At 62.6% G+C, this 23,868-nt stretch carries 22 protein-coding genes, 1 tRNA gene and 1 pseudogene; 2 read left to right on the top strand and 22 right to left on the bottom strand.

From position 1 onward, the window contains the following. Positions 1 to 9: 9 nt before the first annotated feature. On the bottom strand, positions 10 to 297 hold the full coding sequence (locus tag ABVK50_RS10395; protein ID WP_353641644.1) for a succinate dehydrogenase assembly factor 2: 288 nt from the start codon (positions 295 to 297) through the stop codon (positions 10 to 12). 91 nt (positions 298 to 388) lie between these two features. Here ABVK50_RS10395 and recG point away from each other — a divergent pair, with 91 nt between their 5' ends. Continuing rightward, positions 389 to 2,497: an ATP-dependent DNA helicase RecG gene (gene recG / locus ABVK50_RS10390; protein ID WP_353641645.1), complete on the top strand. Its 2,109-nt coding sequence runs from the start codon at positions 389 to 391 to the stop codon at positions 2,495 to 2,497. On the opposite strand, the gene ABVK50_RS10385 is transcribed toward recG, so the two are convergent. The 5 genes from ABVK50_RS10385 to ABVK50_RS10365 all read right to left on the bottom strand — a co-directional run bounded on the left by ABVK50_RS10385 (position 2,449) and on the right by ABVK50_RS10365 (position 7,636). After that, on the bottom strand, positions 2,449 to 3,213 hold the full coding sequence (locus tag ABVK50_RS10385) for a DUF502 domain-containing protein (RefSeq protein ID WP_353641646.1): 765 nt from the start codon (positions 3,211 to 3,213) through the stop codon (positions 2,449 to 2,451). The two genes, recG and ABVK50_RS10385, sit on opposite strands and share 49 nt — an antisense overlap. A gap of 85 nt (positions 3,214 to 3,298) precedes the next feature. Then, positions 3,299 to 5,122, bottom strand: coding sequence for a glutamine--fructose-6-phosphate transaminase (isomerizing) (gene glmS / locus ABVK50_RS10380; RefSeq protein WP_353641647.1), 1,824 nt, complete (start codon positions 5,120 to 5,122; stop codon positions 3,299 to 3,301). Positions 5,123 to 5,243: 121 nt separating this feature from the next. Then, positions 5,244 to 6,593: a bifunctional UDP-N-acetylglucosamine diphosphorylase/glucosamine-1-phosphate N-acetyltransferase GlmU gene (glmU, locus tag ABVK50_RS10375; protein ID WP_353641648.1), complete on the bottom strand. Its 1,350-nt coding sequence runs from the start codon at positions 6,591 to 6,593 to the stop codon at positions 5,244 to 5,246. A gap of 110 nt (positions 6,594 to 6,703) precedes the next feature. Beyond that, positions 6,704 to 7,450 carry a cytochrome c biogenesis CcdA family protein gene (locus ABVK50_RS10370; protein WP_353641649.1) on the bottom strand — a complete coding sequence of 249 codons (747 nt, stop codon included), beginning with the start codon at positions 7,448 to 7,450 and terminating at the stop codon, positions 6,704 to 6,706. Between the two features lie 111 nt (positions 7,451 to 7,561). Continuing rightward, positions 7,562 to 7,636, bottom strand: a tRNA-Lys gene (locus tag ABVK50_RS10365). A gap of 333 nt (positions 7,637 to 7,969) precedes the next feature. Here ABVK50_RS10365 and ABVK50_RS10360 point away from each other — a divergent pair. Further along, a complete protein-coding gene (locus tag ABVK50_RS10360; RefSeq protein ID WP_353641650.1) occupies positions 7,970 to 8,503 on the top strand; it encodes a BA14K family protein in 534 nt (177 codons plus the stop codon). 70 nt (positions 8,504 to 8,573) lie between these two features. On the opposite strand, the gene glpK is transcribed toward ABVK50_RS10360, so the two are convergent. The 16 genes and pseudogenes from glpK to ABVK50_RS10280 all read right to left on the bottom strand — a co-directional run bounded on the left by glpK (position 8,574) and on the right by ABVK50_RS10280 (position 23,820). Further along, a complete protein-coding gene (gene glpK, locus ABVK50_RS10355; RefSeq protein ID WP_353641651.1) occupies positions 8,574 to 10,064 on the bottom strand; it encodes a glycerol kinase GlpK in 1,491 nt (496 codons plus the stop codon). Positions 10,065 to 10,145: 81 nt separating this feature from the next. Further along, positions 10,146 to 11,870 (bottom strand): ABC transporter substrate-binding protein, encoded by a 1,725-nt coding sequence (locus ABVK50_RS10350; RefSeq protein WP_353641652.1) that lies wholly within the window; start codon positions 11,868 to 11,870, stop codon positions 10,146 to 10,148. Between the two features lie 63 nt (positions 11,871 to 11,933). Beyond that, complete coding sequence (locus tag ABVK50_RS10345) at positions 11,934 to 12,341, bottom strand: DUF2160 domain-containing protein (RefSeq protein WP_353641653.1); 408 nt, start codon at positions 12,339 to 12,341, stop codon at positions 11,934 to 11,936. 11 nt (positions 12,342 to 12,352) lie between these two features. Further along, a pseudogene (locus ABVK50_RS10340) lies at positions 12,353 to 12,433 on the bottom strand (carbohydrate ABC transporter permease); the annotation flags it as partial. Positions 12,434 to 12,468: 35 nt separating this feature from the next. Beyond that, positions 12,469 to 12,930, bottom strand: coding sequence for a hypothetical protein (locus ABVK50_RS10335; RefSeq protein WP_353641654.1), 462 nt, complete (start codon positions 12,928 to 12,930; stop codon positions 12,469 to 12,471). Next, complete coding sequence (locus ABVK50_RS10330) at positions 12,930 to 13,748, bottom strand: carbohydrate ABC transporter permease (RefSeq protein WP_353645965.1); 819 nt, start codon at positions 13,746 to 13,748, stop codon at positions 12,930 to 12,932. Before ABVK50_RS10330 ends, ABVK50_RS10335 begins: the two co-directional genes overlap by 1 nt. A gap of 106 nt (positions 13,749 to 13,854) precedes the next feature. Beyond that, a complete protein-coding gene (locus tag ABVK50_RS10325) occupies positions 13,855 to 14,721 on the bottom strand; it encodes a sugar ABC transporter permease (protein ID WP_353641655.1) in 867 nt (288 codons plus the stop codon). Between the two features lie 2 nt (positions 14,722 to 14,723). After that, the gene (locus ABVK50_RS10320; RefSeq protein WP_353641656.1) at positions 14,724 to 15,794 is read right to left on the bottom strand and encodes an ABC transporter ATP-binding protein; all 1,071 of its coding nucleotides are present in this window, start codon (positions 15,792 to 15,794) and stop codon (positions 14,724 to 14,726) included. 4 nt (positions 15,795 to 15,798) lie between these two features. Further along, positions 15,799 to 16,881, bottom strand: coding sequence for an ABC transporter ATP-binding protein (locus ABVK50_RS10315; protein ID WP_353641657.1), 1,083 nt, complete (start codon positions 16,879 to 16,881; stop codon positions 15,799 to 15,801). Between the two features lie 37 nt (positions 16,882 to 16,918). Then, a complete protein-coding gene (gene glpD / locus ABVK50_RS10310; protein ID WP_353641658.1) occupies positions 16,919 to 18,442 on the bottom strand; it encodes a glycerol-3-phosphate dehydrogenase in 1,524 nt (507 codons plus the stop codon). Positions 18,443 to 18,545: 103 nt separating this feature from the next. Continuing rightward, positions 18,546 to 19,349 carry a DeoR/GlpR family DNA-binding transcription regulator gene (locus tag ABVK50_RS10305; protein WP_353641659.1) on the bottom strand — a complete coding sequence of 268 codons (804 nt, stop codon included), beginning with the start codon at positions 19,347 to 19,349 and terminating at the stop codon, positions 18,546 to 18,548. A gap of 122 nt (positions 19,350 to 19,471) precedes the next feature. After that, complete coding sequence (locus ABVK50_RS10300) at positions 19,472 to 20,884, bottom strand: pyridoxal-dependent decarboxylase (RefSeq protein ID WP_353641660.1); 1,413 nt, start codon at positions 20,882 to 20,884, stop codon at positions 19,472 to 19,474. A gap of 33 nt (positions 20,885 to 20,917) precedes the next feature. Then, on the bottom strand, positions 20,918 to 21,649 hold the full coding sequence (locus ABVK50_RS10295) for a proteasome-type protease (protein WP_353641661.1): 732 nt from the start codon (positions 21,647 to 21,649) through the stop codon (positions 20,918 to 20,920). Positions 21,650 to 21,681: 32 nt separating this feature from the next. Beyond that, the gene (locus tag ABVK50_RS10290; RefSeq protein ID WP_353641662.1) at positions 21,682 to 22,476 is read right to left on the bottom strand and encodes a transglutaminase family protein; all 795 of its coding nucleotides are present in this window, start codon (positions 22,474 to 22,476) and stop codon (positions 21,682 to 21,684) included. A 14-nt stretch (positions 22,477 to 22,490) separates the two neighbouring features. Beyond that, the gene (locus ABVK50_RS10285) at positions 22,491 to 23,432 is read right to left on the bottom strand and encodes an alpha-E domain-containing protein (protein WP_353641663.1); all 942 of its coding nucleotides are present in this window, start codon (positions 23,430 to 23,432) and stop codon (positions 22,491 to 22,493) included. Positions 23,433 to 23,499: 67 nt separating this feature from the next. Beyond that, positions 23,500 to 23,820 (bottom strand): four helix bundle protein, encoded by a 321-nt coding sequence (locus tag ABVK50_RS10280; RefSeq protein WP_353641664.1) that lies wholly within the window; start codon positions 23,818 to 23,820, stop codon positions 23,500 to 23,502. Between the last annotated feature and the right edge of the window lie 48 nt (positions 23,821 to 23,868).

Below are 23,868 nucleotides of genomic sequence, written 5' to 3'. Positions count from 1 at the left end.
CTTAGATGCTCAGATGCTCATTGCCGGGCGCGAGGCCGCGATTTTCCGGAAAAGTGGGGTGTCATGGGTGGTCGGGACAGGCTGTTCACCGGTGATCCACGAAAGAATGTCGGCGTCCTGCAATTCAAGAAGGGTCTCGTATTCGTCAAGCTCACGGTCGGAGAGTTCGGCGATGGCGCAGTCCGCGAAACCGCCGAGAATCAGGTCCATCTCGCGGATGCCGCGATGCCACGAGCGGAACAGAAGCTTGCGCCGCCGCGCATCGAGTTCCGCGCCTGACCGCGTCGTGCCGCTCATAAGTGCCATCCATTTGGTCTGGCGCGCATATAGCGTGGATGGATCGGCGTGTCAGCCTTGCACATGCCTCGCCGCCGCATAAGCTGACATCATGCGCCCGTCCCTTCTCGATCCCCTTTTCGCGCCGGTCACCTCGCTTGCCGGGGTCGGCCCGAAAGTCGGCGAGCTGATCGCCAGGATCGTTCCGGCCGATGTCTCCGACCGCGAGCCGCGCGCCGGAGACCTTCTGTTCACGCTGCCGCATTCGGTGATCGACCGGCGCAGCCGGCCGGGCATAGCCTATGGCGCCGAAGGCGCGATCGTGACGCTGGACGTGCGCATCGACCGACACCAGCCGCCGCCGCGCGGCAACAAATCGGTCCCCTACCGGGTGTTTGCGCATGACGATACCGGCGAGATCGCGCTGACCTTTTTCCACGCCAACAATGCCTGGCTGGAAAAATCCATGCCGGTCGGCGAAAAGATGGTCGTCAGCGGCAAGATGGAATGGTTCAACGGCCGCCCGTCCATGGTCCATCCGGACCATATTGCGCGCGCCGACGAGGCTGAAAACCTGCCACTGGTCGAGCCGGTCTATCCGCTGACGGCCGGGCTTTCGGCAAAGGTACTGCGCCGGGCCATCGCCCAGGCGCTGGCGCGCGTGCCAGCGCTGCCCGAATGGCTGGATGAGGATGTAGCGCGCCGCCAGAGCTTTCCAAGCTTCGCCGAGGCACTGAGGCGGCTCCACAATCCTTCCGACCCGATCGACATCTCGCCCGACAGCGCATCGTGGCGACGCCTCGCCTATGACGAGTTCCTGGCTGGGCAGGTATCGCTGGCGCTGGTGCGGACGAAGGTGCGCAGGCTTTCGGGCAGGCCGCTCACCGGTGACGGGCGGATCGTGGCGGCGCTGCGCAACGCCCTGCCCTACGGGCTCACCAATTCGCAGGAACAGGCGCTGGCCGAGATCAACGACGATCTGGCCAAGCCGGAGCGCATGCTGCGGCTTTTGCAGGGCGATGTCGGTTCGGGCAAGACGGTGGTTGCGCTGATGGCGATGGGCCGCGCCGTCGAGGCAGGGCGGCAGGCGGCGCTGATGGCGCCGACCGAAATCCTCGCCCGCCAGCACTTTGCGACCATCGCGCCGTTGGCGGAAGCGGCAGAACTGAAAAGCGCGGTATTGACCGGCCGGGAAAAGGGCCGCGAACGCGCCGAAATCCTTGCCGGGCTTGAAAGCGGCGAGATCGATATTGTACTCGGCACGCATGCGCTGTTCCAGGAAAGCGTGCGGTTCAGCGATCTGGGTCTGGCAATCGTTGACGAACAGCATCGCTTCGGCGTGCACCAGCGCCTTGCGATCACCGCCAAGGGCGACGCACCCGACATGCTGGTCATGACCGCAACGCCTATCCCGCGCACGCTGGTGCTTACCGCCTTCGGCGACATGGAAGTTTCGAAACTCACAGAAAAGCCGGCCGGTCGCCAGCCGATCCGCACGGTCACCCTCCCCCTGGAGCGGCTGGACGAGTTGATCGGCCGCATAAGCGACGCCGTCGCCGACGGCCAGAAGGTCTACTGGATCTGCCCGCTGGTCGAGGAGTCCGAAGAAGTCGAACTGATGGCGGCGGAAGAGCGTTTCGCCTCGCTGCAGCCGATGTTCGGCGATGCGGTCGGGCTTGTGCATGGCCGCATGAAGGGCGCGGAAAAGGATGCGGCGATGCGCGCCTTCAAAGACGGCGAAACGCGCATCCTGATCGCCACCACCGTCATCGAGGTCGGCGTCGATGTGCCGGACGCGACGATCATTGTCATCGAACACGCAGAGCGCTTCGGCCTCGCGCAACTGCACCAGTTGCGCGGGCGCGTCGGCCGGGGTTCGAAGGCGTCGACCTGCGTTCTGCTCTACCAGGCGCCGCTCGGCGAAACCGCCGCACGGCGGCTATCGGTGATGCGCGAGACCGAGGACGGGTTCCTGATCTCGGAGGAAGATCTGAAGCTGCGCGGCGAAGGCGAGTTGCTCGGCACCCGCCAGTCGGGCACGCCGGGCTTCCAGGTCGCGCGCATCGACACTCATGCCGATCTGCTGGAGATCGCCCGCGACGATGCACGGCTTCTTCTGTCGCGCGATCCGGACCTGCAATCGGAGCGCGGCCAGGCGGTCAGGATGCTGCTCTATCTTTTCGGACGCGACGAGGCGGTGCGGCTCTTGCGCGCCGGCTGATCCGTTTCCGGCACGGAAGAATTCGCAGCCGGCCTGATCGCGCGAGCTTCGTCTGCAAGCGCCTTGGTCTTCTTGTGGTCTTCCGGCGCGACCAGACCCGCCGATATCACCAGCTTGGCCGCTTCCTCCACGGACATCGAGAGTTCAACCACATCCGAGCGCGGCACATACATCAGGAAGCCGGTGGTCGGGTTCGGCGTCGAGGGCATGAAGACGGCGATCATGTTGTCCGCGTGTCCCTTGAGCTTGTCGTGGACCTCGTTCTCCTTTTCGCTCGAAATGAAAACGACCGCCCAGGTTCCGCGACGCGGATACTCGATCAGGCCGACCTTCTGAAAGCTGTCGGCCTTGTTGGAAAGCACCGTTTCGAAAATCTGCTTCAGGCCGCGATAAATCGAGCGCACCAGCGGCATTCGGTCGAGAAAATACTCGCCATAGTTCACGATGGTGCGGCCGATGATATTGGCGGTCAGGAAGCCGATCAGCGTGATCAAGACCAGGGCCACGATCAGCCCGAAACCGGGAATGACGAACGGCAGATAGCTGTCCGGATTGTATCTCGCCGGCACATAGGGCTTTACCCAGGAATCGACCCAGCCGACAAACGACCACGCTATGTAGACGGTGATCGCCAAAGGGGCGCAGACGACGAAGCCGGTCAGGAAATAATTCCTGAGCCTCGTTATCCCCGGATGTGAGCCTGTGTGATCCGACATTTGCCCCGCCAAGACTTGTGCACTGCACTTATCTAGACGGGATTGACGGCGAAGGACAACCGAATTGCATGCCCGGCCGGCGGGCCTATTCGACGGTCACCGACTTTGCAAGGTTGCGCGGCTGGTCGACATCCGTGCCCATGAACACAGCCGTGAAATAGGCGAGCATCTGGACCGGCAATGCGTAGATAATCGGCGCGATGATCTCCGGCACGTCGGGCAGCACGATCGTCTCCATCGTTTCGACGGAGGAAAGCGAAGCGCCCTTTTTGTCGGTGATCAGGATGATCTTGCCGCCGCGCGCCGCCACTTCCTGCATGTTCGACACGGTTTTTTCGAAGATGCGGTCGTGCGGCGCAATCACGATGACCGGCATGTTCTCGTCGATCAGCGCGATCGGCCCGTGCTTCAACTCGCCGGCGGCGTAGCCCTCGGCGTGGATGTAGGAGATTTCCTTGAGCTTCAGCGCGCCTTCCATGGCGAGCGGGTAGTTGGTGTCGCGGCCGAGATAGAGCACGTGCTTATAGTGCGCGAGCTCGCGCGCCACTTTTTCGATCTGCTTGTCGAGACGCAGCACCTGGCTGGCAAAGCGCGGCGCTTCGGAAAGCTCGCGCACCAGCGTCCTTTCTTTTTCCGGCGGTATATTGCCACGGGCGACACCGGCGCGGATGGCCAGCGACGCCAGCACCGAAAGCTGGCAGGTGAACGCCTTGGTGGAGGCGACGCCGATCTCAGGGCCGGCCAGCGTCGGCAACGTGACATCAGATTCGCGCGCGATCGTCGATTCGCGGACATTGACGATCGCGCCGATCGGGATACCGGCTTTTCGGCAATAGCGAAGCGAGGCCAGCGTATCGGCTGTCTCCCCCGACTGCGAGACGAAGAGCGCGGCGCTGTCAGGCGAAATCGGCATTTCGCGGTAACGGAATTCCGAGGCGATATCGATGTCGACCGGCAGGCGCGCGAAGCGCTCGAACCAATATTTGCTGATGAGACCGCTCAGGAACGCCGTTCCGCACGCCGAGATGGCGAGCCGGTCGAGTTTTGCGAAATCGAACGGCAGGTCGAGCTGTCGCGAGACGCCGCCGGCAAAATCCAGATAGTGCGCCAGCGTGTGCGAGATCACCTCCGGCTGCTCATGGATCTCCTTTTCCATGAAATGGCGGTGGTTGCCCTTGTCGACCATGTAGCTGGTGCTCAGCGATTGCTGGCGCTTGCGGTCGACCGGATTGCCGTCCATGTCGAAAATTCCGACCTCGTTGCGGCGGACCACCGTCCAGTCGCCATCCTCGAGATAGGTGATGGAATCGGTGAAGGGCGCCAGCGCGATCGCGTCGGAGCCGAGAAACATCTCGCCCTCGCCATAGCCGACGGCCAGCGGCGGCCCGTTGCGAGCGCCGATGATCAGGTCTTCGTCGCCCTGGAACATGATCGCGAGCGCGAATGCGCCTTCCAGCCGTTTCAGCGCCAGATGCGCCGCCTTCACCGGTCCGATGCCGCGGGCGAGTTCGCGCGCTACGAGATGGGCGACGACTTCCGTGTCCGTCTGCGAGGCGAATTCGAAACCGTCGGCTTTGAGTTCGGCGCGAAGCTCGGCGAAGTTCTCGATAATGCCGTTGTGGACGATCGCCACGCCGTGGGAAAAATGCGGATGGGCGTTGGTTTCGTTGGGCACGCCATGCGTGGCCCAACGCGTGTGTCCGATGCCGATCGTGCCGTCGAGCGGCTCGTCCTTCAGCCGCCGTTCGAGATTGACGAGCTTGCCCTCGGCGCGCCTGCGCCCGAGTTCGCCGGCCGCGACCGTTGCGACGCCCGCCGAATCATAGCCGCGATATTCCAGCCGTTTCAGCGCATCGACGATCAGCGGCGCCACCTGCGCGCGGCCTACAATTCCGACGATACCGCACATGCCCAGCCCCCGTTTACGCCCAAACCCAAGTCGCTGTTTAAGAAGTCCGGCGTCCCGGCGAAAGTCACTTTCGGTGACTTTTCATGTCAGACCGGCCGCAGCCGGTCATCTGCCCGACGAATTACTTCTTCGCTGCGCCGGCCCGCCGTTCGCGCAACTCGCGCCCCTTTTCCGGCAAGGTCTTCTGCCGCGCACGGCCGAAAGCGAGCGCGTCGTCAGGCACGCTTTCGGTGATCACGCTGCCGGAGGCGACATAGGCGCCGGCCCCGATCGATACCGGCGCAACCAGCGAGGAATTCGATCCGATGAATGCGCCGGCGCCGATATCGGTGAAGAATTTCGAATAGCCGTCGTAGTTGCAGGTGATGGTGCCGGCTCCGATATTCGCCCCCGCGCCGACGCGCGCATCGCCGATATAGGTCAGATGGTTGACCTTCGCGCCCGGCTCGATGACGGCCTTCTTGACCTCGCAGAAATTGCCCACTTTCGCCTTCTCGCGGAGATTCGCGCCAGGACGCAGCCGGGCGAAGGGACCGACATCGCAACCCGCACCGATCTCCGCTCCTTCGAGATGGCAGAAGGCGTGGATCTTCGCGCCGGAGGCAACTTTCACGCCGGGTCCGAAGAACACGTTGGGCTCGACGATCGTTTCCGCGTCGATCTCGGTGTCGTGCGAAAGGAAAACAGTCTCGGGCGCGATCAGCGTCACGCCCGCAAGCATCATTGCGCGGCGGCGGCGGCGCTGCCAGATCGCCTCGGCCTCGGCCAGTTCGGCGCGGTTGTTGATGCCCAGCGCATTCTCGAAACTCGCCTCGGTCGCCACGACCTGCAGACCGCGTTTACGGGCGATCTCGACGATATCTGTGAGATAGTATTCGCCCTTGGCGTTGGCGTTCCCGACAGCGTCGAGCAGCGCCAATGCATGCTCTCCGGCAATCGCCATCATGCCGGAATTGCAGAAGCCGATCTTCCTCTCGGCTTCCGTGCAGTCCTTTTCCTCGCGAATGGCGACAAGCGCGCCGTTCTCCTCGATCAACCGGCCATAGCCGGTCGGATCGGCGGTGCGGAAGCCGACAACAACAACAACAGCCGCGCCATTTTCCAACCCCGCCCGCGCCCGCAGCAACGCGTCGGCCTCTATCAGCGGCGTGTCGCCGAACATCACCAGAAGGTCGTCATAGCCTTTCGCGATGGCGTCGCGCGCGGCGAGAACCGCGTGTGCAGTGCCAAGCCGCTTCTCCTGAACGAATATTTCGGCGTTGGGGGCGAAGGACTGCGCGGCCGCACGTAGCTGGTCGGCGCCATGGCCGATGACCAGCGCGATCTCGCCGCCGGCTGATTCGGCCGCCTTGGCGACATGCGCGACCATCGGCAGGCCAGCAATCTTGTGCAGCACCTTGGGCAGCGCGCTCTTCATCCTCGTGCCTTCACCGGCGGCAAGAATGATCGACAGGCAGGTTCTCTTTGTCATGGAGCATCCGGAGCGAGGACGGGATTCGTGCATATTTCTAGCACCGCTCGCATCGCCTTCCAATGAGGCTGGATTTCGATGCCTGGAGCAGCTGACTCTTGATCAGCTGCTCAGCCAAGCTGCCCCAGCGCCGGAAAAGTCTCCAGCAGCCAGTAGGATGCCGCCTGCATGCCGCCGGTGAGGAAAAACACGCCGGCCACAACCAGCATCGCCCCTATCGCCTTTTCCACGCGACCGAGGTGGACCCTGAAACGCCCGAGAAACCGCATGAACGCGCCTGAAAACAGCGCGGCGACGAGGAAGGGAATGCCGAGCCCGAGCGAGTAGGCGGCGAGCAGAGCCGCGCCCTCGCCGACGGTCTCGCGCCCGCCCGCCAGCGTCAGGATCGGCCCGAGAACCGGCCCGATGCAGGGCGTCCAGCCGAAGGCGAAGGCGAGGCCCATGACATAGGCGGCAAGCGTGCTGGCGGGCTTTCCCTGCGACTTGAAGCGCGCCTCGCGCGACAGGAACGGAATGCGCAGGACCCCGAGAAAATTAAGGCCCATCAGGATGATGAGGACGCCCGCCGCCATCGCCAACGGTTCCTGCCAGACGCGCAACAGCCGGCCGATGGTGGAAGCGCCGGCGCCGAGCGCTACGAAAACCGTGGTGAAGCCGAGCACGAAGGCGAATGAGGTGACAAGCAGCGCGGTGCGGGTGCCGGATTTACCAGCCGCGCTCGCATCGGCGCGGAAATCCTCGACCGACACGCCTGCCATATAGCAGAGATAAGGCGGCACCAGCGGCAATACGCACGGCGACAGGAACGAGATCGCGCCCGCCCCGATTGCGCTGAGAAACCCTATATCGATCGCCATATTGCCTGCCGCGTGACTTGTCTGTCCGCCTATAGACGCTCGGCCGATGCGTCTCCAATCACCATTGCGTGGCCGGGCGCCGTGTCGCAGGCTTGTCGTGAACTGCTAGCCTGGTAGGCGGGGTGGGGATCGAACCCACGACCATTCGATTAAAAGTCGAATGCTCTACCACTGAGCTACCCGCCCTCACCACTCGCCGCAGCTGTTGCGCAGATTATGCGCCTGACCTAGCCGTCCGGTTCAACGGCAGAACCATCGAGGTCAGGCGCTCTGTGGCTGCCGGCTTTCAGGGCGCTCAAGCGCCCTTCGAAAGTGCGGCGGAACATAGGGAGAGTGTTCAGGCCGGTCAACCGGAAAAAGCTCCGGCTTGCAGCGCTCGCGCGAGGCCCCATCGCCGGTTCCCCTGCGGCGGCAAGAGACATTACAGATCAGTAACTTGGCGTTTTTACCGGAACCATGGCATGGCTCGGTCGTTCAACCGCCATAAGGGACAGGCACAGCCCTATGAGGAGAAAGCTCATGAGAAAACTTCTATCCGGCCTTTGCGCCACAACGCTGGCCGCGTCCTTCGCGATTGCGTCGGCCGTGCCGGTAAACGCCGCGCCGGTGTTCGTCCCTCAGGCTCCGGTTGCTCAATCCGACGTCATCCAGGTCCAGTCGCGCGGCCGTGAGGTGATGCAGGAGCGGAAGTGGCGCAAGTTGCGCCGCGACTTCCGCCGCGAGGCACGGCGGGATCGTCGTGACCGGCGCGAATTCAGGCGCGCTTTCCGTCGGGATCGTAATGACAGGTATGGCTGGTACAGAGGTCACCGCGGCTACCGCGACTATCGCCCCGGCTATCGCCGCCATGGCGACTTCTGGTTCCCGCTGGCCGCCTTCGCGGCAGGTGCGATCATCAGCGGCGCGATCAACGACAGCCCGAGAGTGGTCGTGCGCGGCGGCAATGCTCATGTCCAGTGGTGCTACGATCGCTACCGCTCGTATCGCGCCTACGACAACACCTTTCAGCCCTATAACGGCCCGCGCAGGCAGTGCTACTCGCCCTATAGCTGATCGGACCGCGTTCAGCTGATCCGAAAAACCCGCGCCGCCCCGGCGCGGGTTTTTCACGATACAGCTCCGATCAATGGCTCAGCGTACGCCTGACCGCGTCACGCCAGCCCTTCAGCTTGCTCGAACGCAGAGCCTCGTCCATTTTCGGTTCGAACCGCCGGTCGAGCGCCCAGGTTTCAGCAAACTCCTTTGCATTCGGCCAGACGCCAGCACGCGACCCGGCGAGCCAGGCCGCGCCGAGCGCAGTGGTTTCCAGGATGGTCGGCCGGTCGACCGGCGCGTCGAGCAGATCGGCCAGCCGCTGCATCGTCCAGTCCGACGCCACCATGCCGCCGTCGACGCGCAGAACCGTCTTGCCGTTGCCGCTCTTCCAGTCCTTCTTCATCGCGTCCAGCAGGTCACGGGTCTGGAATGCGACCGATTCCAGCGTCGCTCGGGCGAATTCTGCCGGCCCGGTGTTGCGGGTCAGTCCGAAGATCGCGCCGCGCGCATCCGCGTCCCAATGCGGCGCGCCGAGCCCGACGAAAGCCGGCACCAGATAGACGTTCTGCGTTTCGTCGGCTTTCGCCGCCAGTTCGCCGCTGTGCTCCGCCTTGCCGATCACCTTGATCCCGTCGCGCAGCCACTGGACCGCCGCCCCGGCGACGAAGATCGAGCCTTCCAAGGCATAAGTGGTCTGGCCGTTCAGCCGGTAGGCGATGGTGGTCAGAAGCCTGTTGTTCGAGCGGCAGAGATCGCCGCCGGTATTGAGCAGCGCAAAGCAGCCGGTGCCGTAGGTCGATTTCATCATGCCCGGCTCGAAGCATGCCTGGCCGATCGTCGCCGCCTGCTGGTCGCCGGCCACTCCCATAATCGGGATTTCAGCGCCGAACAGGGATTTTTCTGTGAATCCATAGTCATCGGCGCAATCCTTCACCTCGGGCAGAAGCGCCGCCGGAATGCGCAGGATGTCGAGAAGCTCGGCATCCCACTCGTTCTTCTCGATGTTGTAGACCAGCGTGCGCGAGGCATTGGTGGCGTCGGTCGCATGCACCTTGCCGCCGGTCAGCCGCCAGATCAAAAAGCTGTCGATTGTGCCGGCAAGCAACTCGCCTTCCTCGGCACGTTTGCGCGCGCCATCAACATTATCCAGCAGCCAAGCGATCTTCGTCCCCGAAAAATAAGGGTCGAGCAGCAGCCCGGTTTTTTGGGTGAATTTCGGCTCCAGCCCCTGGCTCTTCAACTTCTGGCAAAGCTCGGCTGTGCGGCGGTCCTGCCAGACGATGGCGTTGTGGATCGGCTCGCCCGTTGTCTTGTCCCAGATCACAACGGTTTCGCGCTGATTTGTGATGCCGATCGCAGAAATGTCGCTTGCCGCCCGGCCGGCCTTCTTCAGGGCCTCTTTCACTGCCCAGACCACCGTCGACCAGATCTCCTCCGGATCGTGCTCGACCCAGCCGGAAGCCGGAAAATTTTGGGCGAATTCTTTCTGGCCGGAGCCCACGGGCTTCATCGAGCCGTCGAAGACGATGGCGCGGCTGGACGTCGTCCCCTGGTCGATGGCGAGAATAAAGCCGGTCATCATCCCTCCCCTTACACTATAGAAGAAGGGAGCCGGCATTCGCGCCGCCTCCCCTCATATCGATCGCGGCAGACGCCGTTACTACTCGCTCCAGCTCTTGACCAGCTCGTCATAGTTGACGGTCTGCGGCTGTTCCTTCTCGTTCTCGATCTTCAGCTGCGGAGCGAGATTGCCGGCCGCGACCGCGGCTGCGTTCTGCTCCTCGAGTGAAGTCTCCTCGGCGAGCTTCGGGCCGATGTCGCCCTGCACGCCGGCGCGCTCGAGGCGTGCCAGCACCTTCTCCTGTTCGGCGCAGAGCGAATCCATCGCCTCCTGCGCGGTCTTGGCGCCCGACGACGCGTCGCCGATCGCCTGCCACCAGAGCTGCGCAAGCTTCGGATAGTCCGGCACGTTGGTGCCGGTCGGGGTCCACTGCACGCGGGCCGGCGAGCGGTAGAACTCGATCAGGCCGCCGAGCTTCGGCGCACGGTCGGTGAAGCTCTGGTGCTGCAGGGTCGATTCGCGGATGAAGGTCAGGCCGACATGGCTCTTCTTCACGTCCACGGTCTTGGAGGTGACGAACTGCGCATAAAGCCAGGCGGCCTTGGCACGGTCGTCCGGCGTCGACTTCATCAGCGTCCACGAACCGGCGTCCTGGTAGCCGAGCTTCATGCCGTCCTTCCAGTAGACGCCATGCGGGCTGGGGGCCATGCGCCAGCGCGGCGTGCCGTCCTCGTTGAGCACCGGCAGGCCTTCCTTGACCATGTCGGCGGTGAACGCCGTGTACCAGAAGATCTGCTGCGCGATGGCTCCCTGCGCCGGCACCGGGCCGGATTCGGAGAAGGTCATGCCCTGAGCTTCCGGCGGCGCATAGGCCTTCAGCCATTCGAGATATTTTTCGATGGAGTAGACCGCGGCCGGACCGTTGGTGTCGCCGCCGCGCGCCACGCAGGAGCCGACCGGCTGCGACTTTTCATTGACCTTGATGCCCCACTCATCGACCGGAAGCCCGTTCGGGATGCCCTTGTCGCCATTGCCGGCCATGGAAAGCCAGGCGTCGGTGAAGCGCCAGCCCAGCGACGGGTCCTTCTTGCCGTAGTCCATGTGGCCATAGACCTTCTTGCCGTCGATCTCGCGGCCGGTGAAGAACTCGGCAATGTCCTCATAGGCCGACCAATTGACCGGCACGCCGAGGTCGTAGCCGTACTTCGCCTTGAAGTCGGCCTTGTTCTTCTCGTCGTTGAACCAATCGTAGCGGAACCAGTAAAGGTTCGCGAACTGCTGGTCGGGCAGCTGGTAGAGGTTGCCGTCCGGCGCCGTGGTGAACGACTTGCCGATGAAGTCGTCGACGTCGAGGTTCGGATTGGTCACGTCCTTGCCGGCATTGGCCATCCAGTCGGTCAGGTTGCGCGCCTGCTGGTAGCGCCAGTGGGTGCCGATGAGGTCCGAATCGTTGATGTAGGCGTCGTAGATGTTCTCGCCCGACTGCATCTGTGTCTGCAGTTTCTCGACAACGTCGCCTTCGCCGATCAGGTCATGCGTGACCTTGATGCCGGTGATGTCGGAAAACGCCTTGGCCAGCGTCTTGGATTCGTATTCGTGGGTGGTGATGGTTTCCGAGACCACCTTGATATCCATGCCGGCGAAAGGCTTCGCGGCATCGATGAACCACTGCATCTCGGCTTCCTGTGCAGCGCGGTCGAGCGTCGACATGTCCTTGATCTCGGCGTCCAGGAACGCCTTGGCTTCGTCCATTCCGGCATAGGCCTGGCCGGCTCCGAGGAGCAGGACCAGGGCGGTCGTAGATGTCAGAAATTGCCTTCGCATGGGTTTCCTCCCGTTACAGTTACAAGTTCCATCAGAGCGTTCGCGCTCCGATCAATGCCCGCCCTAGACGAAGCGGAATACGCCGATCGCGTAGACCACCGAAAGGGCGAGAGCCCACCACAGGTTGGGTCCGACGAGACCCAGCCAAGCGAGATGGATGTAGGCGCTGCCGAGCAGCGATATAAAAAGGCGGTCGCCGCGCGTCGTCTCGAAGCGCAACAGGCCGACACGCGGATTGCCGCCGGGCGAGGCGTATTCCCAGACCGCCATAAGGGCGAGCAGCAGCATGATCGTCAGGAAAAACAGCGCGGTCGGGAACGACCAGGCCATCCATCCGCCGGCCCTGAGCGGCGCGAACCAGTCGGTCGCGCCGTCCTTGGCCGGCAAGAGGCTGGTCAGCAGCCAGACCACCGCGCCGTACAAGGCTAGCACTGCGATCAGGGGAATTTGCCAGCGTCGGGTGTTGGTCATCGCACTACTCCCTAAACCCGACCCAGGGCGAAGCCCTTGGCGATGTAGTTGCGGACGAACCAGATCACGAGCGCGCCCGGAATGATGGTGATCGGCCAGGTTCCGGCCATCCAGGAGAGGTCGAGCATCATGCATCTCCTTTGCAGATCGGTGGACAAAGCTCATTCATGGCATAGGCATCGGCCCGCTCGATCAGCGCCATCCACCCGACGAACAGGATTGCCGTAAAGGCGAAAGATACGCCCGGATTAGCCGACCTTTTGAGCAAGAGTTGAGCAACAACCACATAAATCAAAATCGCGATCGGTGCCCCGATCATGTTGCCGAACATGCGCTCGGCGTGGCCACTTTGACTTTGCGTGCAACAGACTTCTAAGTTGAGAGAACTACCGGTCCAAAGTGCGATGGGCGTCCAGAAAATCCCAACCAACATGTAAGGTGCGAGGGCGAGGCCAAAGGTCAGCGTAATTCCTGCCAACAGGATGGCGCCCGTGAGCGGACTGCCGCCAAATTGCAAGTAGACGCCCGGTAACAAAGCCATACCGGCGATGCATGCAACCCAACCTGCGATTAGCCACCTCAAGCGCATCACACCCTCCCCAGGGCGAAGCCCTTGGCGATGTAGTTGCGGACGAACCAGATCACGAGCGCGCCCGGAATGATGGTGAGCACGCCGGCGGCCGCCAGCACGCCCCAGTCGAGGCCGGAGGCCGAGACGGTGCGGGTCATGATCGCGGCGATCGGCTTGGCGTCGGTGGTGGTCAGGGTGCGCGCGATCAGCAGTTCGACCCAGGAGAACATGAAGCAGAAGAAGGCCGCGACGCCGATACCGCTTGCGATCAGCGGCGTGAAAATCTTCACGAAGAAGCGCGGGAACGAGTAACCGTCGATATAGGCGGTCTCGTCGATTTCCTTCGGCACGCCCGACATGAAGCCTTCGAGTATCCACACCGCCAGCGGCACGTTGAACAGGCAGTGCGCTAGCGCGACCGCGATATGCGTGTCGATCAGCCCAAAAGCCGAATAGAGCTGGAAGAAGGGCAGCGCGAACACCGCCGGCGGAGCCATGCGGTTGGTGAGCAGCCAGAAGAACAGGTGCTTGTCGCCGAGGAAGCGGTAGCGCGAAAAAGCGTAGGCGGCGGGCAGCGCAACGCTGACCGAAATCACCGTGTTCATGACCACATAGATGATCGAGTTGATGTAACCCTTGTACCAGGACGGGTCGGTGAAGATCACCGCGTAATTGCGCAGCGTAGGATTCTGCGGCCACAGCGAGAAGGCTCCCAGAATTTCCTGGTTGGTCTTGAAGCTCATATTGATGAGCCAGTAGATCGGTAGCATCAGAAAGATGATGTAGATCGTCGGCACCAGCCACCAGAAGCGCGATTCCTCGCCGCGCCGGCGCATCTTGCGCGCCAGAGCCACGTTGGACGGATGCGCCTCGGCTCCAGCCTGGCTCCGGCGCATCAGCGCTTCCGCGCTTGCAGCAGTCGTCTGTTCGCGCACCGTCATCTCAGCGCTCCGCATCGTAGCTAGTCATGACCGTGTAGAAGATCCATGACAGCAGAAGCACGATCAGGAAGTAGATGATCGACATCGCCGCCGCCTCGCCGAGATTGAACTCGCCGATGGCCAGCTTGACCAGGTCGATCGACAGGAAAGTCGTGGTGTTGCCCGGGCCGCCGCCGGTCACGACGAAGGGTTCGGTGTAGATCATGAAACTGTCCATGAAGCGCAGCAGCACGGCGATCAGCAGCACGCGGTTCATCTTCGGCAGCTGGATGTAGCGGAAGATCGCCCAGCGCGAGGCGCCGTCTATCTTGGCCGCCTGGTAATAGGCGTCGGGGATCGAAACCAGCCCGGCATAGCAGAGCAGGACGACCAGGCTCGTCCAGTGCCAGACGTCCATGACGATGACCGTGACCCAGGCGTCGAACGGATCGCTGACATAATTGTAGTCCAAGCCAAGCGCCGACAGCGTATAGCCGAGAAGCCCGATATCGATGCGGCCGAACACCTGCCAGATGGTGCCAACGACGTTCCACGGAATGAGCAGCGGCAGCGCCATCAGCACCAGGCACACCGGCACGCCCCAGCCTTTTCGCGGCATGTTGAGCGCGATGAAGATGCCGAGCGGGATCTCTATGCCGAGGATGATGGCGGAGAACAGAAGATTGCGCGCCATCGAATTCCAGAAGCGGTCGGATTCCAGCACTTCCTCGTACCAGGCGGTGCCGGCCCAGAAGAACTCGTTCGCGCCGAACGTGTCCTGCACCGAATAGTTGACGACCGTCATCAACGGAATCAGGGCCGAGAACGCCACCAGCAGCAGCACCGGCAGCACCATGAACCAGGCCTTGTTGTTCCAGGTCTTGTCCATGGTCAGCTCCCTGTCTCAACGCGCCAGGAGTCGGCGTAGATGTTGATGCCGGCCGGGTCGAAGGTGATCTTCGGGTCGGCCGGAATGCTTTCGTCCTCGCCAAGAATGGCGGCGATCTCGCGGCCCTCGAGGCTGGCGCGCACGACCTTATGGCGGCCGATATCCTCGACCTTGCTGACCGAGACCGGCATGCCTTCGCTGCCAAGCCGGACATATTCGGGCCTTATGCCGAGTTCGGTCGAGCCGCCTGCCTTGGCCATCAGCACACCCGGCAGCGCAATGGTTTGCGTACCGATCCGAGCGTTGCCGCCGTCGATCTCGACCGGCATGACGTTCATGCCCGGCGAGCCGATGAAATAGCCGACGAATGTGTGCTTCGGGCGTTCGAACAGCTCGGCCGGCGTGCCGATCTGCACGATCTCGCCGTCATACATGACGACGACCTTCTCGGCGAAGGTCAGCGCTTCGGTCTGGTCGTGCGTGACATAGACCATGGTGTAGCCGAAGCGCCTGTGAAGCTGCTTCAGCTGCGAGCGCAGCACCCATTTCATGTGCGGGTCGATGACGGTCAGCGGCTCGTCGAACAGAATGGCGTTGACGTCCGAGCGCACGAGGCCACGGCCGAGTGATATCTTCTGCTTCTGATCGGCGGTCAGCCCCCTCGCCCGCCGCTTCGCCCAGTCGGCGAGGTCGATCATTTCCAGCGTCTCGCGCACCTTGCGGTCGACATCGGCCTCCGGCACGCCGCGGTTGCGCAGCGGGAAGGCCAGATTGTCGTAAACGGTCATGGTGTCGTAGATCACCGGGAACTGGAACACCTGGGCGATATTGCGCTCCTGCGTCGACAGCCGCGTGACATCCTTGCCGTCGAACAGCAGCTCGCCATGCGAGGCGTGCAGCAGGCCCGAAATGATGTTCAACAGCGTGGTCTTGCCGCAGCCTGACGGGCCGAGCAGTGCATAGGCGCCGCCATCTTCGAATGTATGGTGCACTTCCTTCAGCGCATAATCTGCATCCGACTTCGGATCGGGCATGTAGGCGTGGCGGATGTGGTTCAGATCGATGCGCGCCATGTTCTTACGCCGCCATTCTTTGGGGAGCCGCGACCGAACGGCCGCCGGCGTCGAAGACCATGATATGACGCGGGTCGATGAACACCTCGATGGTCTCGTCGGCCTCGAACACGCGTATGCCATGCGCCAGCATGACCCAGCGCGCATCGGCGAAATTGAGATGCACGAAGCTTTCCGAGCCGGTGATTTCGGTGATCGAGACTTTGGCGGTGATCGGCACCGCCGCCGCCGTCCTGGCGCGCGGCGCAAGGTGATGCGGGTGAAAGCCGATCGTATAGGAGCCGTCTTCCGCGTGCTCCATCTCGGCCGGAACCGGAAGGTTGACGCCGCCATCGAGCAGGAAGTGCGGTCCGCTCTTCCTGAGCACGATCGTGTTCAGCGGCGGATCGGCGAAGGTCATCGCGGTCAGCAGATCGTTTGGCTTGCGGAACACGTCGATCGTCGGCCCGAACTGCGTGACGCGCCCTTCCGAAAGCGTCGCCGTGTTGCCGCCTAGCAGCAGCGCCTCGTGCGGTTCGGTGGTGGCGTAGACGAAGATCGCGCCGGTTTCGGCAAAGATCTTCGGCAGTTCGGCGCGCAGTTCCTCGCGCAGCTTGTAGTCGAGATTGGCGAGCGGCTCGTCGAGCAACACCAGGCCGGCATTCTTGACGATCGCACGAGCGAGCGCGGTGCGCTGCTGCTGCCCGCCGGACAGGTTGAGCGGAGTGCGGTCGAGATAGGGTGTCAGCTTCAGGAGCGAGGCGGCGCGTTTCACTTCGCTGTCGATCGTCGCCTGGCTGGCGCCAGCGACGCGCAGCGGCGAAGCGATGTTTTCGTAAACCGTCATCGCCGGATAGTTGATAAACTGCTGGTAGACCATGGCGATGTTGCGCTTCTGAACCGGCACTCCGGTCACGTTAACGCCGTCGAACCAGACCGAGCCTGAACTCGGCGCGTCGAGCCCCGCCATCAGCCGCATCAGGCTGGTCTTGCCGGAAAGCGTCGGCCCGAGAAGCACGTTGAGCGAGCCGTGCTGGAGCGTCAGCGACACATCGCTGATGTGGTCCACGCCGGCCACCGTCTTGGTTACGTTTCTCAGTTCCAGCATTGCGCCTCCTCCAAGGCCATCCTGCCCATTGCGTTGCTCATTCGGCGGCCGCTATCGCGCCGCTCAAGCCGTTCATGTAGCGGTCGAGAGCGTCCGTCTGCTCCGGCGTCACCTTGAGCCCGCGCTTGGTCCTGCGCCACAAAATGTCTTCCGCGGTTACCGCCCATTCCTGGCTCATCAGATAGCGGATTTCGGCCTCGTAGAGATCAGCGCCGAAATGCCGGCCAAGATCGGCCTGCGACCTGGCCAAGCCTAGCAGAGTTTTGGCCCGCGTGCCGTAAAGCCTGGTCAGCCGTTGCGCATGGCCAAGGTCGATGAACGGATAAGCGGCCTTCAGCTTCGCCACTTCCGCATCGAACCCGGAGACAGGGAAATCGCCGCCCGGCAGCGGCGTGCTGGCGGTCCAGGGCTCGCCACGCTTGCCGAGATGCTCTCCGATTTTTTCCAGCATGGATTCGGCCAAGCGCCTGTAGGTGGTGATCTTGCCGCCGAATATGTTGATGATCGGCGCCTGCCCGCCCGGCGCGTCCGACTTCAACACATAGTCGCGGGTCGCCTCCTGCGCCTTCGACGCGCCGTCGTCATAGAGCGGGCGCACCGCGGAATAAGTCCAGGCGATGTCCTTGCGCCGCACCGGTTCGGCGAAATACTCGCTGGCCGCCGCGCAAAGATAGTCGATCTCCGCGTCGGTGATCTTCGCTTCGCGAGGGTCGCCGACATAGTCCTGATCGGTGGTGCCGATCAGCGTGAAATCGCCCTCATAGGGAATGGCGAAGATGATCCGCCCATCCTTGTTCTGGAAGAAATAGGCGCGCGGATCATCGAATTTCTTCTGAATGACGATGTGGCTGCCCTGCACTAGGCGGACATTGTGGACGTCGTTCTGCCCCACGGTTCCGGCGAGCACCCTGTCCACCCACGGCCCGGCCGCGTTGACGATCAGGCGGGCCTTTACTGTCTCGACCGTTTTGTCGCGCAGATTCTCGACCGAGAGGGTCCAGTGGCCGTTCTCCCGCCGCGCCCGCACCACCTTGGCGCGCGTCCGGATCATGGCGCCACGCTCGGCCGCGTCGCGGGCGTTGAGCACCACCAGCCGGGCGTCGTTGACCCAGCCGTCCGAATATTCGAAAGCCTTGCGGAACAACGGCTTGAGCGGCTTGCCTGCAGGATCGCGCGTCATGTCGAGCGTTCGCGTCGGCGGCAGCAATTTGCGCCCGCCAATGTGATCGTAAAGGAAAAGCCCGAGCCTGATCAGCCATGCCGGGCGCAGTCCCTTGGCGTAGGGCAGCACGAAGCGCATCGGCCAGATGATATGCGGCGCCGCTTTCCACAGCACCTCGCGCTCCATCAGCGCCTCGCGCACCAGGCGGAATTCGTAATGCTCGAGGTAGCGCAGACCGCCATGGATCAGCTTCGTCGAGCCGGAGGACGTGCCGCTGGCGAGATCGTTCATTTCCGCGAGGAACACGGAATAGCCTCGGCCCGCCGCGTCGCGGGCTATGCCGCAGCCATTGATGCCGCCGCCGATGACGAAGATGTCATGGATGGGAACTGCGTCCAAAGAGAAATTCCTCCCGAGTTTCGCAGTGCAGCATTTTCATGCCGTTTCGAAACCGTAGGGGAATTATTTCGAAGTTGGAACGAATGTCAAACGAAAATCAGCGTCAAACAGAATTTGCCTTTTGCCCGGCCGGGACCGCCATCCCGCGCGAGGTTTCGATGAGCTGCACCTCCGAATCCTGGCAGATGCGGCGCACCGCCGCGATGTCGCAATGGTCGGTAATAAAGGTATCGACCTGCGAAAGATGGCCGATCCGCACCGGCGCGGTGCGCTCGAATTTCGTCGCGTCGGACACCAGGATGACGTGTCTGGCATTGGCGATGATCGCCTGCGCCACTTTCACTTCGCGAAAATCGAAATCGAGAAGCGCGCCGTCATGGTCGATGGCCGAGGCGCCGATGACCGCGTAATCGACCTTGAACTGCTTGATGAAATCGACTGCCGCCTCGCCGACCACGCCGCCGTCCGAGCCGCGCACCACTCCGCCGGCGATCACCACCTCGATGCCGGGATATACGCGCATCCTGTTGGCGACATTGATGTTATTGGTGATGACCATCAGCCCGACATGATCGAGCAGCGCCTTCGAGACGGCTTCCGTGGTGGTGCCGATGTTAATGAACAGCGAGGCGTTGTCCGGGATCAGCCGCGCCGCCGCCTTGCCGATCGCCTCCTTCTCGTCCGAAGCGATCTTGCGCCGTGCCTCGTACTCCATGTTCTCTATACCGGAGGGGAAAAGCGCGCCGCCATGGATGCGACTGAGCAGGCGCTGGTCGCACAAATCATTGAGATCCTTGCGGATCGTCTGCGGCGTCACGCCGAAATGGGTGGCGAGATCGTCGACGAGCACGCGGCCATTGTCCTTGGCCATCTGCACGATTTCGGAATGCCGCGCCGACAGATACATTTCCGATCCTCCGCTTTCGTTTTTGGTTTACTCATACGAAAACGAAAGCGGTCGGCTGTCAATCCTCCCGCAGCCGAATTCGGCCGAAATAACTTAGCTGACTAATAGAAAAGCCGGCTCGCTCAATTCAGCAATGCGGCCGCATCCATGATCGCATCGAAAGCCGCGTCCACGTCGGCCTGCGTCGTGTCGAACTGGCCGGCCTGGAAGCGGATCGCCACGCGCCCGTCGACGCGGGTCTGGGTGAGGTAGATGCGGCCGGCATCGTTGATGGCGTTGACGAGCCGCAGATTGTGCTCGTCGCCGTCGCGGCCTTCCGGCGCGCGATGGCGGAACGAAAACAGCGACAGCATCGGCTCGGTGACGATCTCGAAACGCGGCTCACGGCTAAGCCTGGCCGCCAGCGCCTCGCTCCAGCGGACATGGTCGCGGATCCTCGTCCGCAATCCTTCGAGCCCGTAGGCGCGTAGCAGGAACCAGAGTTTTAGCGCGCGGAACCGGCGGCCGAGCGGCACTGACCATTCGGAATAGTTGATGATGCCGTCCTTGCCATGCGTTTTCAGATATTCCGGCTGGATGGCGAGCGTCTTCACGAGACTGTCCGGCTCGCGGATGAACTGTACCGAGCAATCGAATTGGGCGCCGAGCCATTTGTGCGGGTTGAAGACGATGGAATCGGCCTCCTCGACGCCTGCCCAGAAATGCCGGAATTCAGGGCATATCATTGCCGAGCCCGCCCAGGCCGCGTCGACATGGACATAGAGTCCTTGCTTGCGCGCCACCGCGCATACACCGGCAATGTCGTCGGTGCCGCCGACGCTGGTCCCGCCAACGCATGGGATGATCCCGGCCGGCAGCAAGCCTGCCTGCCGGTCGCGGATGATCTGGGCGTCGAGCGCTGCGACGTCCATCGACCGCTGGCGTCCGCCGGTCGGAATGCGCACCAGATTGTCGCTGCCGATGCCGGCAACCCAGATGGCGCGGTCGACCGAAGTGTGGACCTGCTCCGAGCAATAAATGCGAAGAGCCTTGTGCCCCGACAATCCAGTGACGTTGCCCTGCCAGTCGAGCGCGCGCTCGCGCATGGTGAGAACCGCCGCGAGCGTCGCCGAGGATGCCGAGTCCTGGATGACGCCGGAAAAGCCTTCGGGCAGGCCGAGCGCCTGGCGGAGCCAGTCGATCATCACGGTTTCGAGTTCGGTGGCCGCCGGCGAGGTCTGCCAAAGCATACATTGCGCGGCCATCGCCGAGACCAGATATTCGGCCACGACCGAAACCGGAGCGGCGTTGGCCGGGAAGTAGGCGAAGAAGCGCGGATGCTGCCAATGCGTCATGCCCGGCAATATCTGCTCCTCGAAATCGGCGAAGATCGCCTCCATAGGCTCAGCTTCTTCGGGCGGCGAGGCCGCGATTTGCGCCGCAATCGCGCCGGGCTGTGTGCGCGCCCGTACCGGCCTGTCGCGCAGCGTTTCGCGGTAATCGGCGCCCCATTCGGCCGCAACATGCGACCATTTTCGGAACTCGTCGCGGTCCAAACACCCTCCTCCGCCGGCCCTGGCCGGACGCATCTACTCGGGAAAATCGGGCAGGCTCTTGAAGGCCAGCTTTAGCGCGTTCGACCAGCCATCGGAAATCGTCCGGTAATATGGATCGTCATGGCCGATGCGCTTGTTCAGCGTTACCCGGAAGGAATCTTTCTCGTAGAACAGCAGATCGAGCGGCAGGCCGACCGACAGATTTGATTTCATCGTCGAATCGAACGAAACCATGAGCAGCTTGACCGTTTCGGCGAAGCTCATGGCGCGATCGTAGGCCCTGACGATGATCGGCTTGCCATATTTGGTCTCCCCGACCTGGAAGAACGGCGTGTCGGCGGTCGATTCGATGAAATTGCCTTCCGGATAGACCATGAACAAGCGCGGCTCTGAGCCGCGAATCTGGCCGCCGAGAATGAACGAGGCGTTGAAATAGGAATCGGCCCTTTCCCCCTCGGGCGTCGAACTGGCGATCACCTCCTTGACGGTGTCTCCGACCAGCCGCGCGGTCTGGAACATCGAAGGCGTCGCGAGCAGCGTCGGTGTACGATCCTTCACCGCCTTCATACGTTCGTCGAGCAGGCTCACCACGGCTTGCGTGGTCGCCAGATTACCGGCCGACATCAGAACCACGACACGCTCGCCCGGCTTTTCCCAGACCTTCATCTTGCGGAAAGTCGATATCGAGTCGATCCCGGCATTGGTGCGGGTGTCCGACATGAACACAAGCCCGCGATCGATCTTGAGGCCGACACAATAGGTCATCGAATCTCTTCCGGCGGCGAATTTGCCGGAAATTACTGCTCCACAGTGATGCGGACCGCAAGCTGTTCCGCCGCCTGTCCAATCCTAATCCCCGACACCGGGGCGGCGTCGCGATAGTCGCGGCCGGTCGCCAGCCGCACATAGCGCTCGTCGGGAGAGATACCGTTGGCGGCATCGAAGGCAACCCAGCCGAGCGATTTTACATGGGCTTCGGCCCAGGCATGGCTGGCCGCCTGCTCGGTGGCGGCATCCATCATCAGATAGCCGCTGACGTAGCGGGCGGGAAAGCCGAGCAGCCGCGCCGCCGAGATGAAGATATGCGCATGGTCCTGGCAGACACCGGTCTTAAGCGCCAGCGCCGCCTCGGCTGCGGTGGCGGCGTCGGTGACGCCGGCTCTATAGGCGACGCGTTCGCCGATCACATTCATCAGGCGGTGCAGCCGCTCGATATCGGAGCCGCCGCTTATCGAACCGGCAAGGTCGCGTATGCCCTCGCCTGCCTCGGTCAACGGCGTCGGCCGTTCGAACAGCCAGAGTGGAGCAAAACCCTGATGCGCGCCGGTCACGCCGGCTTTGTTGTGCGTGAGCACCTCGCCCGCGGCCTCGACGCTGACTATGCGCGGCTCGCCTTCTATGCTGACCAGCCGCGTGTCGTTGCCGAATTGATCGGTGAATCGAGCCTCCTCGCGCGCGCCTTCGATGTTGAGCGACCAGGACTGCACCGACTGACAGGCGCCGCCATTGGGCACCAGCCTCAACCGCTGCAGCCCGTACTGGATGGGAAAGTCATAACGGTATTCGGTGCGGTGGGTGATCTTCAGACGCATCGGACCACCCGCCATCAGTGAAACCGGTAATGCTCGGCGACCTCGTCACCCAGCCGGTAGTTGTCGCGGATGAAGTCCATCAGGAATTCGTGGAGGCCGGAATCGAATATCTCCTTGATCGATCCGACCTTCAGCTTAGCCAGCGTCTCGGCGACGGTCTTGTGGCACACATGGCGCATGCCGTACGCCTCGTCGAGATAGTTCAGGCTCTGCGAGATGTTGCGGTAGCAGAAGGCCAGCGAGCGCGGCATGCGGCCATCGAGGATCAGATAATCGGCAATGTTGGTCGGGCGGTAGTCGGCCTCATAGACCCAGCGATAGGAGCGGTGCGCCGAGACCGAGCGCAGGATCGACTCCCACTGATAATTGTCGAGCGACGAACCGACCCATGAGATCGACGGCAGCAGCACGTAATATTTCACGTCGAGGATGCGGGCGGTGTTGTCGGCACGTTCGATGAACGTCCCGATCTGCGAAAAGTCAAATATCTCGTTGCGCAGCATGGTGCCGTAGAAGGCGCCGCGTATCAGCGCCGTCTCCCGCTTGATGGCGTCGAGCACCTTCGGCAACTCGCGCTCGTCGATCGGGTCTGCAAGCATGCGCTTCAGAGACATCCAGGCTTCGTTGATGCTCTCCCAGGTTTCCCGCGTCAGCGCCGTGCGCACCATGCGCGCGTTGCTGCGGGCGGTTTCGATGGACGACATGACGCTGGACGGGTTCGAAGTGTCACGCAGCAGGAAATCGGCGACTGGTGCTGCCGACAGATCGTCGTAGCGGTTGCGGAACTCGGTCTCGCAGCCGGCGCTGAGCAGTACGGAAGTCCATTCCTCAGCCGAACTCGCAGTCCTGGTCAGCGCCATGCGCAATCCCGCATCGACCAGCCGCGCCATGTTCTCGGCCCGCTCGATGTAGCGGTTCATCCAGTAGAGGCCGTTGGCGGTGCGACCGAGGAGCATTAGGCGGCTCCGCCGCTGGGGGAGTAGGAAGTTGGGAATAGGGAGTAGGGAATAGATTGGGCCATCGTCATGATTTACTTTGCAGATTTCTTATCAATGAACGTAGCATCTTGCCGACTTCTTGAGTTTGATCGAGTAAACGGGCCGCATCGCGCTCCTGCACCAAACCCACCCTTCCGGACAAAATCACATGTGTCTTCAACTCTTTGAGAGAACCCTGCGCCATCCTCAGAAACTGAATGTACGACCCGGTGTTTTCACGCCCGTGCCCCTCCGCGATGTTAGCGGCAATTGACGCTGAAGCCCTTCGAATCTGAGAGGTCATTCCGTAGACTTCGCTCTTGGGGAACGCTTGCCTTAGTGCATAACAGGAGACCGCCACCTCCATCGACGCCTTCCACACCAGCAAGTCCCGGTAAGAATTAATTGCTGTCAG

Source organism: Mesorhizobium sp. WSM2240 (genome assembly GCF_040438645.1).
Classification (GTDB): Bacteria; Pseudomonadota; Alphaproteobacteria; order Rhizobiales; family Rhizobiaceae; genus Allomesorhizobium.
This window is presented reverse-complemented; position numbering and strand designations above follow the sequence as displayed.

Bases quoted from the DNA above. Each gene is read 5' to 3' on its own strand.
- ABVK50_RS10395 (WP_353641644.1), bottom strand. From the start codon at position 297: ATGAGCGGCACGACGCGGTCAGGCGCGGAACTCGATGCGCGGCGGCGC.
- recG (WP_353641645.1), top strand. From the start codon at position 389: ATGCGCCCGTCCCTTCTCGATCCCCTTTTCGCGCCGGTCACCTCGCTT.
- ABVK50_RS10385 (WP_353641646.1), bottom strand. From the start codon at position 3,213: ATGTCGGATCACACAGGCTCACATCCGGGGATAACGAGGCTCAGGAAT.
- glmS (WP_353641647.1), bottom strand. From the start codon at position 5,122: ATGTGCGGTATCGTCGGAATTGTAGGCCGCGCGCAGGTGGCGCCGCTG.
- glmU (WP_353641648.1), bottom strand. From the start codon at position 6,593: ATGACAAAGAGAACCTGCCTGTCGATCATTCTTGCCGCCGGTGAAGGC.
- ABVK50_RS10370 (WP_353641649.1), bottom strand. From the start codon at position 7,450: ATGGCGATCGATATAGGGTTTCTCAGCGCAATCGGGGCGGGCGCGATC.
- ABVK50_RS10360 (WP_353641650.1), top strand. From the start codon at position 7,970: ATGAGAAAACTTCTATCCGGCCTTTGCGCCACAACGCTGGCCGCGTCC.
- glpK (WP_353641651.1), bottom strand. From the start codon at position 10,064: ATGACCGGCTTTATTCTCGCCATCGACCAGGGGACGACGTCCAGCCGC.
- ABVK50_RS10350 (WP_353641652.1), bottom strand. From the start codon at position 11,870: ATGCGAAGGCAATTTCTGACATCTACGACCGCCCTGGTCCTGCTCCTC.
- ABVK50_RS10345 (WP_353641653.1), bottom strand. From the start codon at position 12,341: ATGACCAACACCCGACGCTGGCAAATTCCCCTGATCGCAGTGCTAGCC.
- ABVK50_RS10335 (WP_353641654.1), bottom strand. From the start codon at position 12,930: ATGCGCTTGAGGTGGCTAATCGCAGGTTGGGTTGCATGCATCGCCGGT.
- ABVK50_RS10330 (WP_353645965.1), bottom strand. From the start codon at position 13,748: ATGCGCCGGCGCGGCGAGGAATCGCGCTTCTGGTGGCTGGTGCCGACG.
- ABVK50_RS10325 (WP_353641655.1), bottom strand. From the start codon at position 14,721: ATGGACAAGACCTGGAACAACAAGGCCTGGTTCATGGTGCTGCCGGTG.
- ABVK50_RS10320 (WP_353641656.1), bottom strand. From the start codon at position 15,794: ATGGCGCGCATCGATCTGAACCACATCCGCCACGCCTACATGCCCGAT.
- ABVK50_RS10315 (WP_353641657.1), bottom strand. From the start codon at position 16,881: ATGCTGGAACTGAGAAACGTAACCAAGACGGTGGCCGGCGTGGACCAC.
- ABVK50_RS10305 (WP_353641659.1), bottom strand. From the start codon at position 19,349: ATGTATCTGTCGGCGCGGCATTCCGAAATCGTGCAGATGGCCAAGGAC.
- ABVK50_RS10295 (WP_353641661.1), bottom strand. From the start codon at position 21,649: ATGACCTATTGTGTCGGCCTCAAGATCGATCGCGGGCTTGTGTTCATG.
- ABVK50_RS10290 (WP_353641662.1), bottom strand. From the start codon at position 22,476: ATGCGTCTGAAGATCACCCACCGCACCGAATACCGTTATGACTTTCCC.
- ABVK50_RS10285 (WP_353641663.1), bottom strand. From the start codon at position 23,432: ATGCTCCTCGGTCGCACCGCCAACGGCCTCTACTGGATGAACCGCTAC.
- ABVK50_RS10280 (WP_353641664.1), bottom strand. From the start codon at position 23,820: ATGGAGGTGGCGGTCTCCTGTTATGCACTAAGGCAAGCGTTCCCCAAG.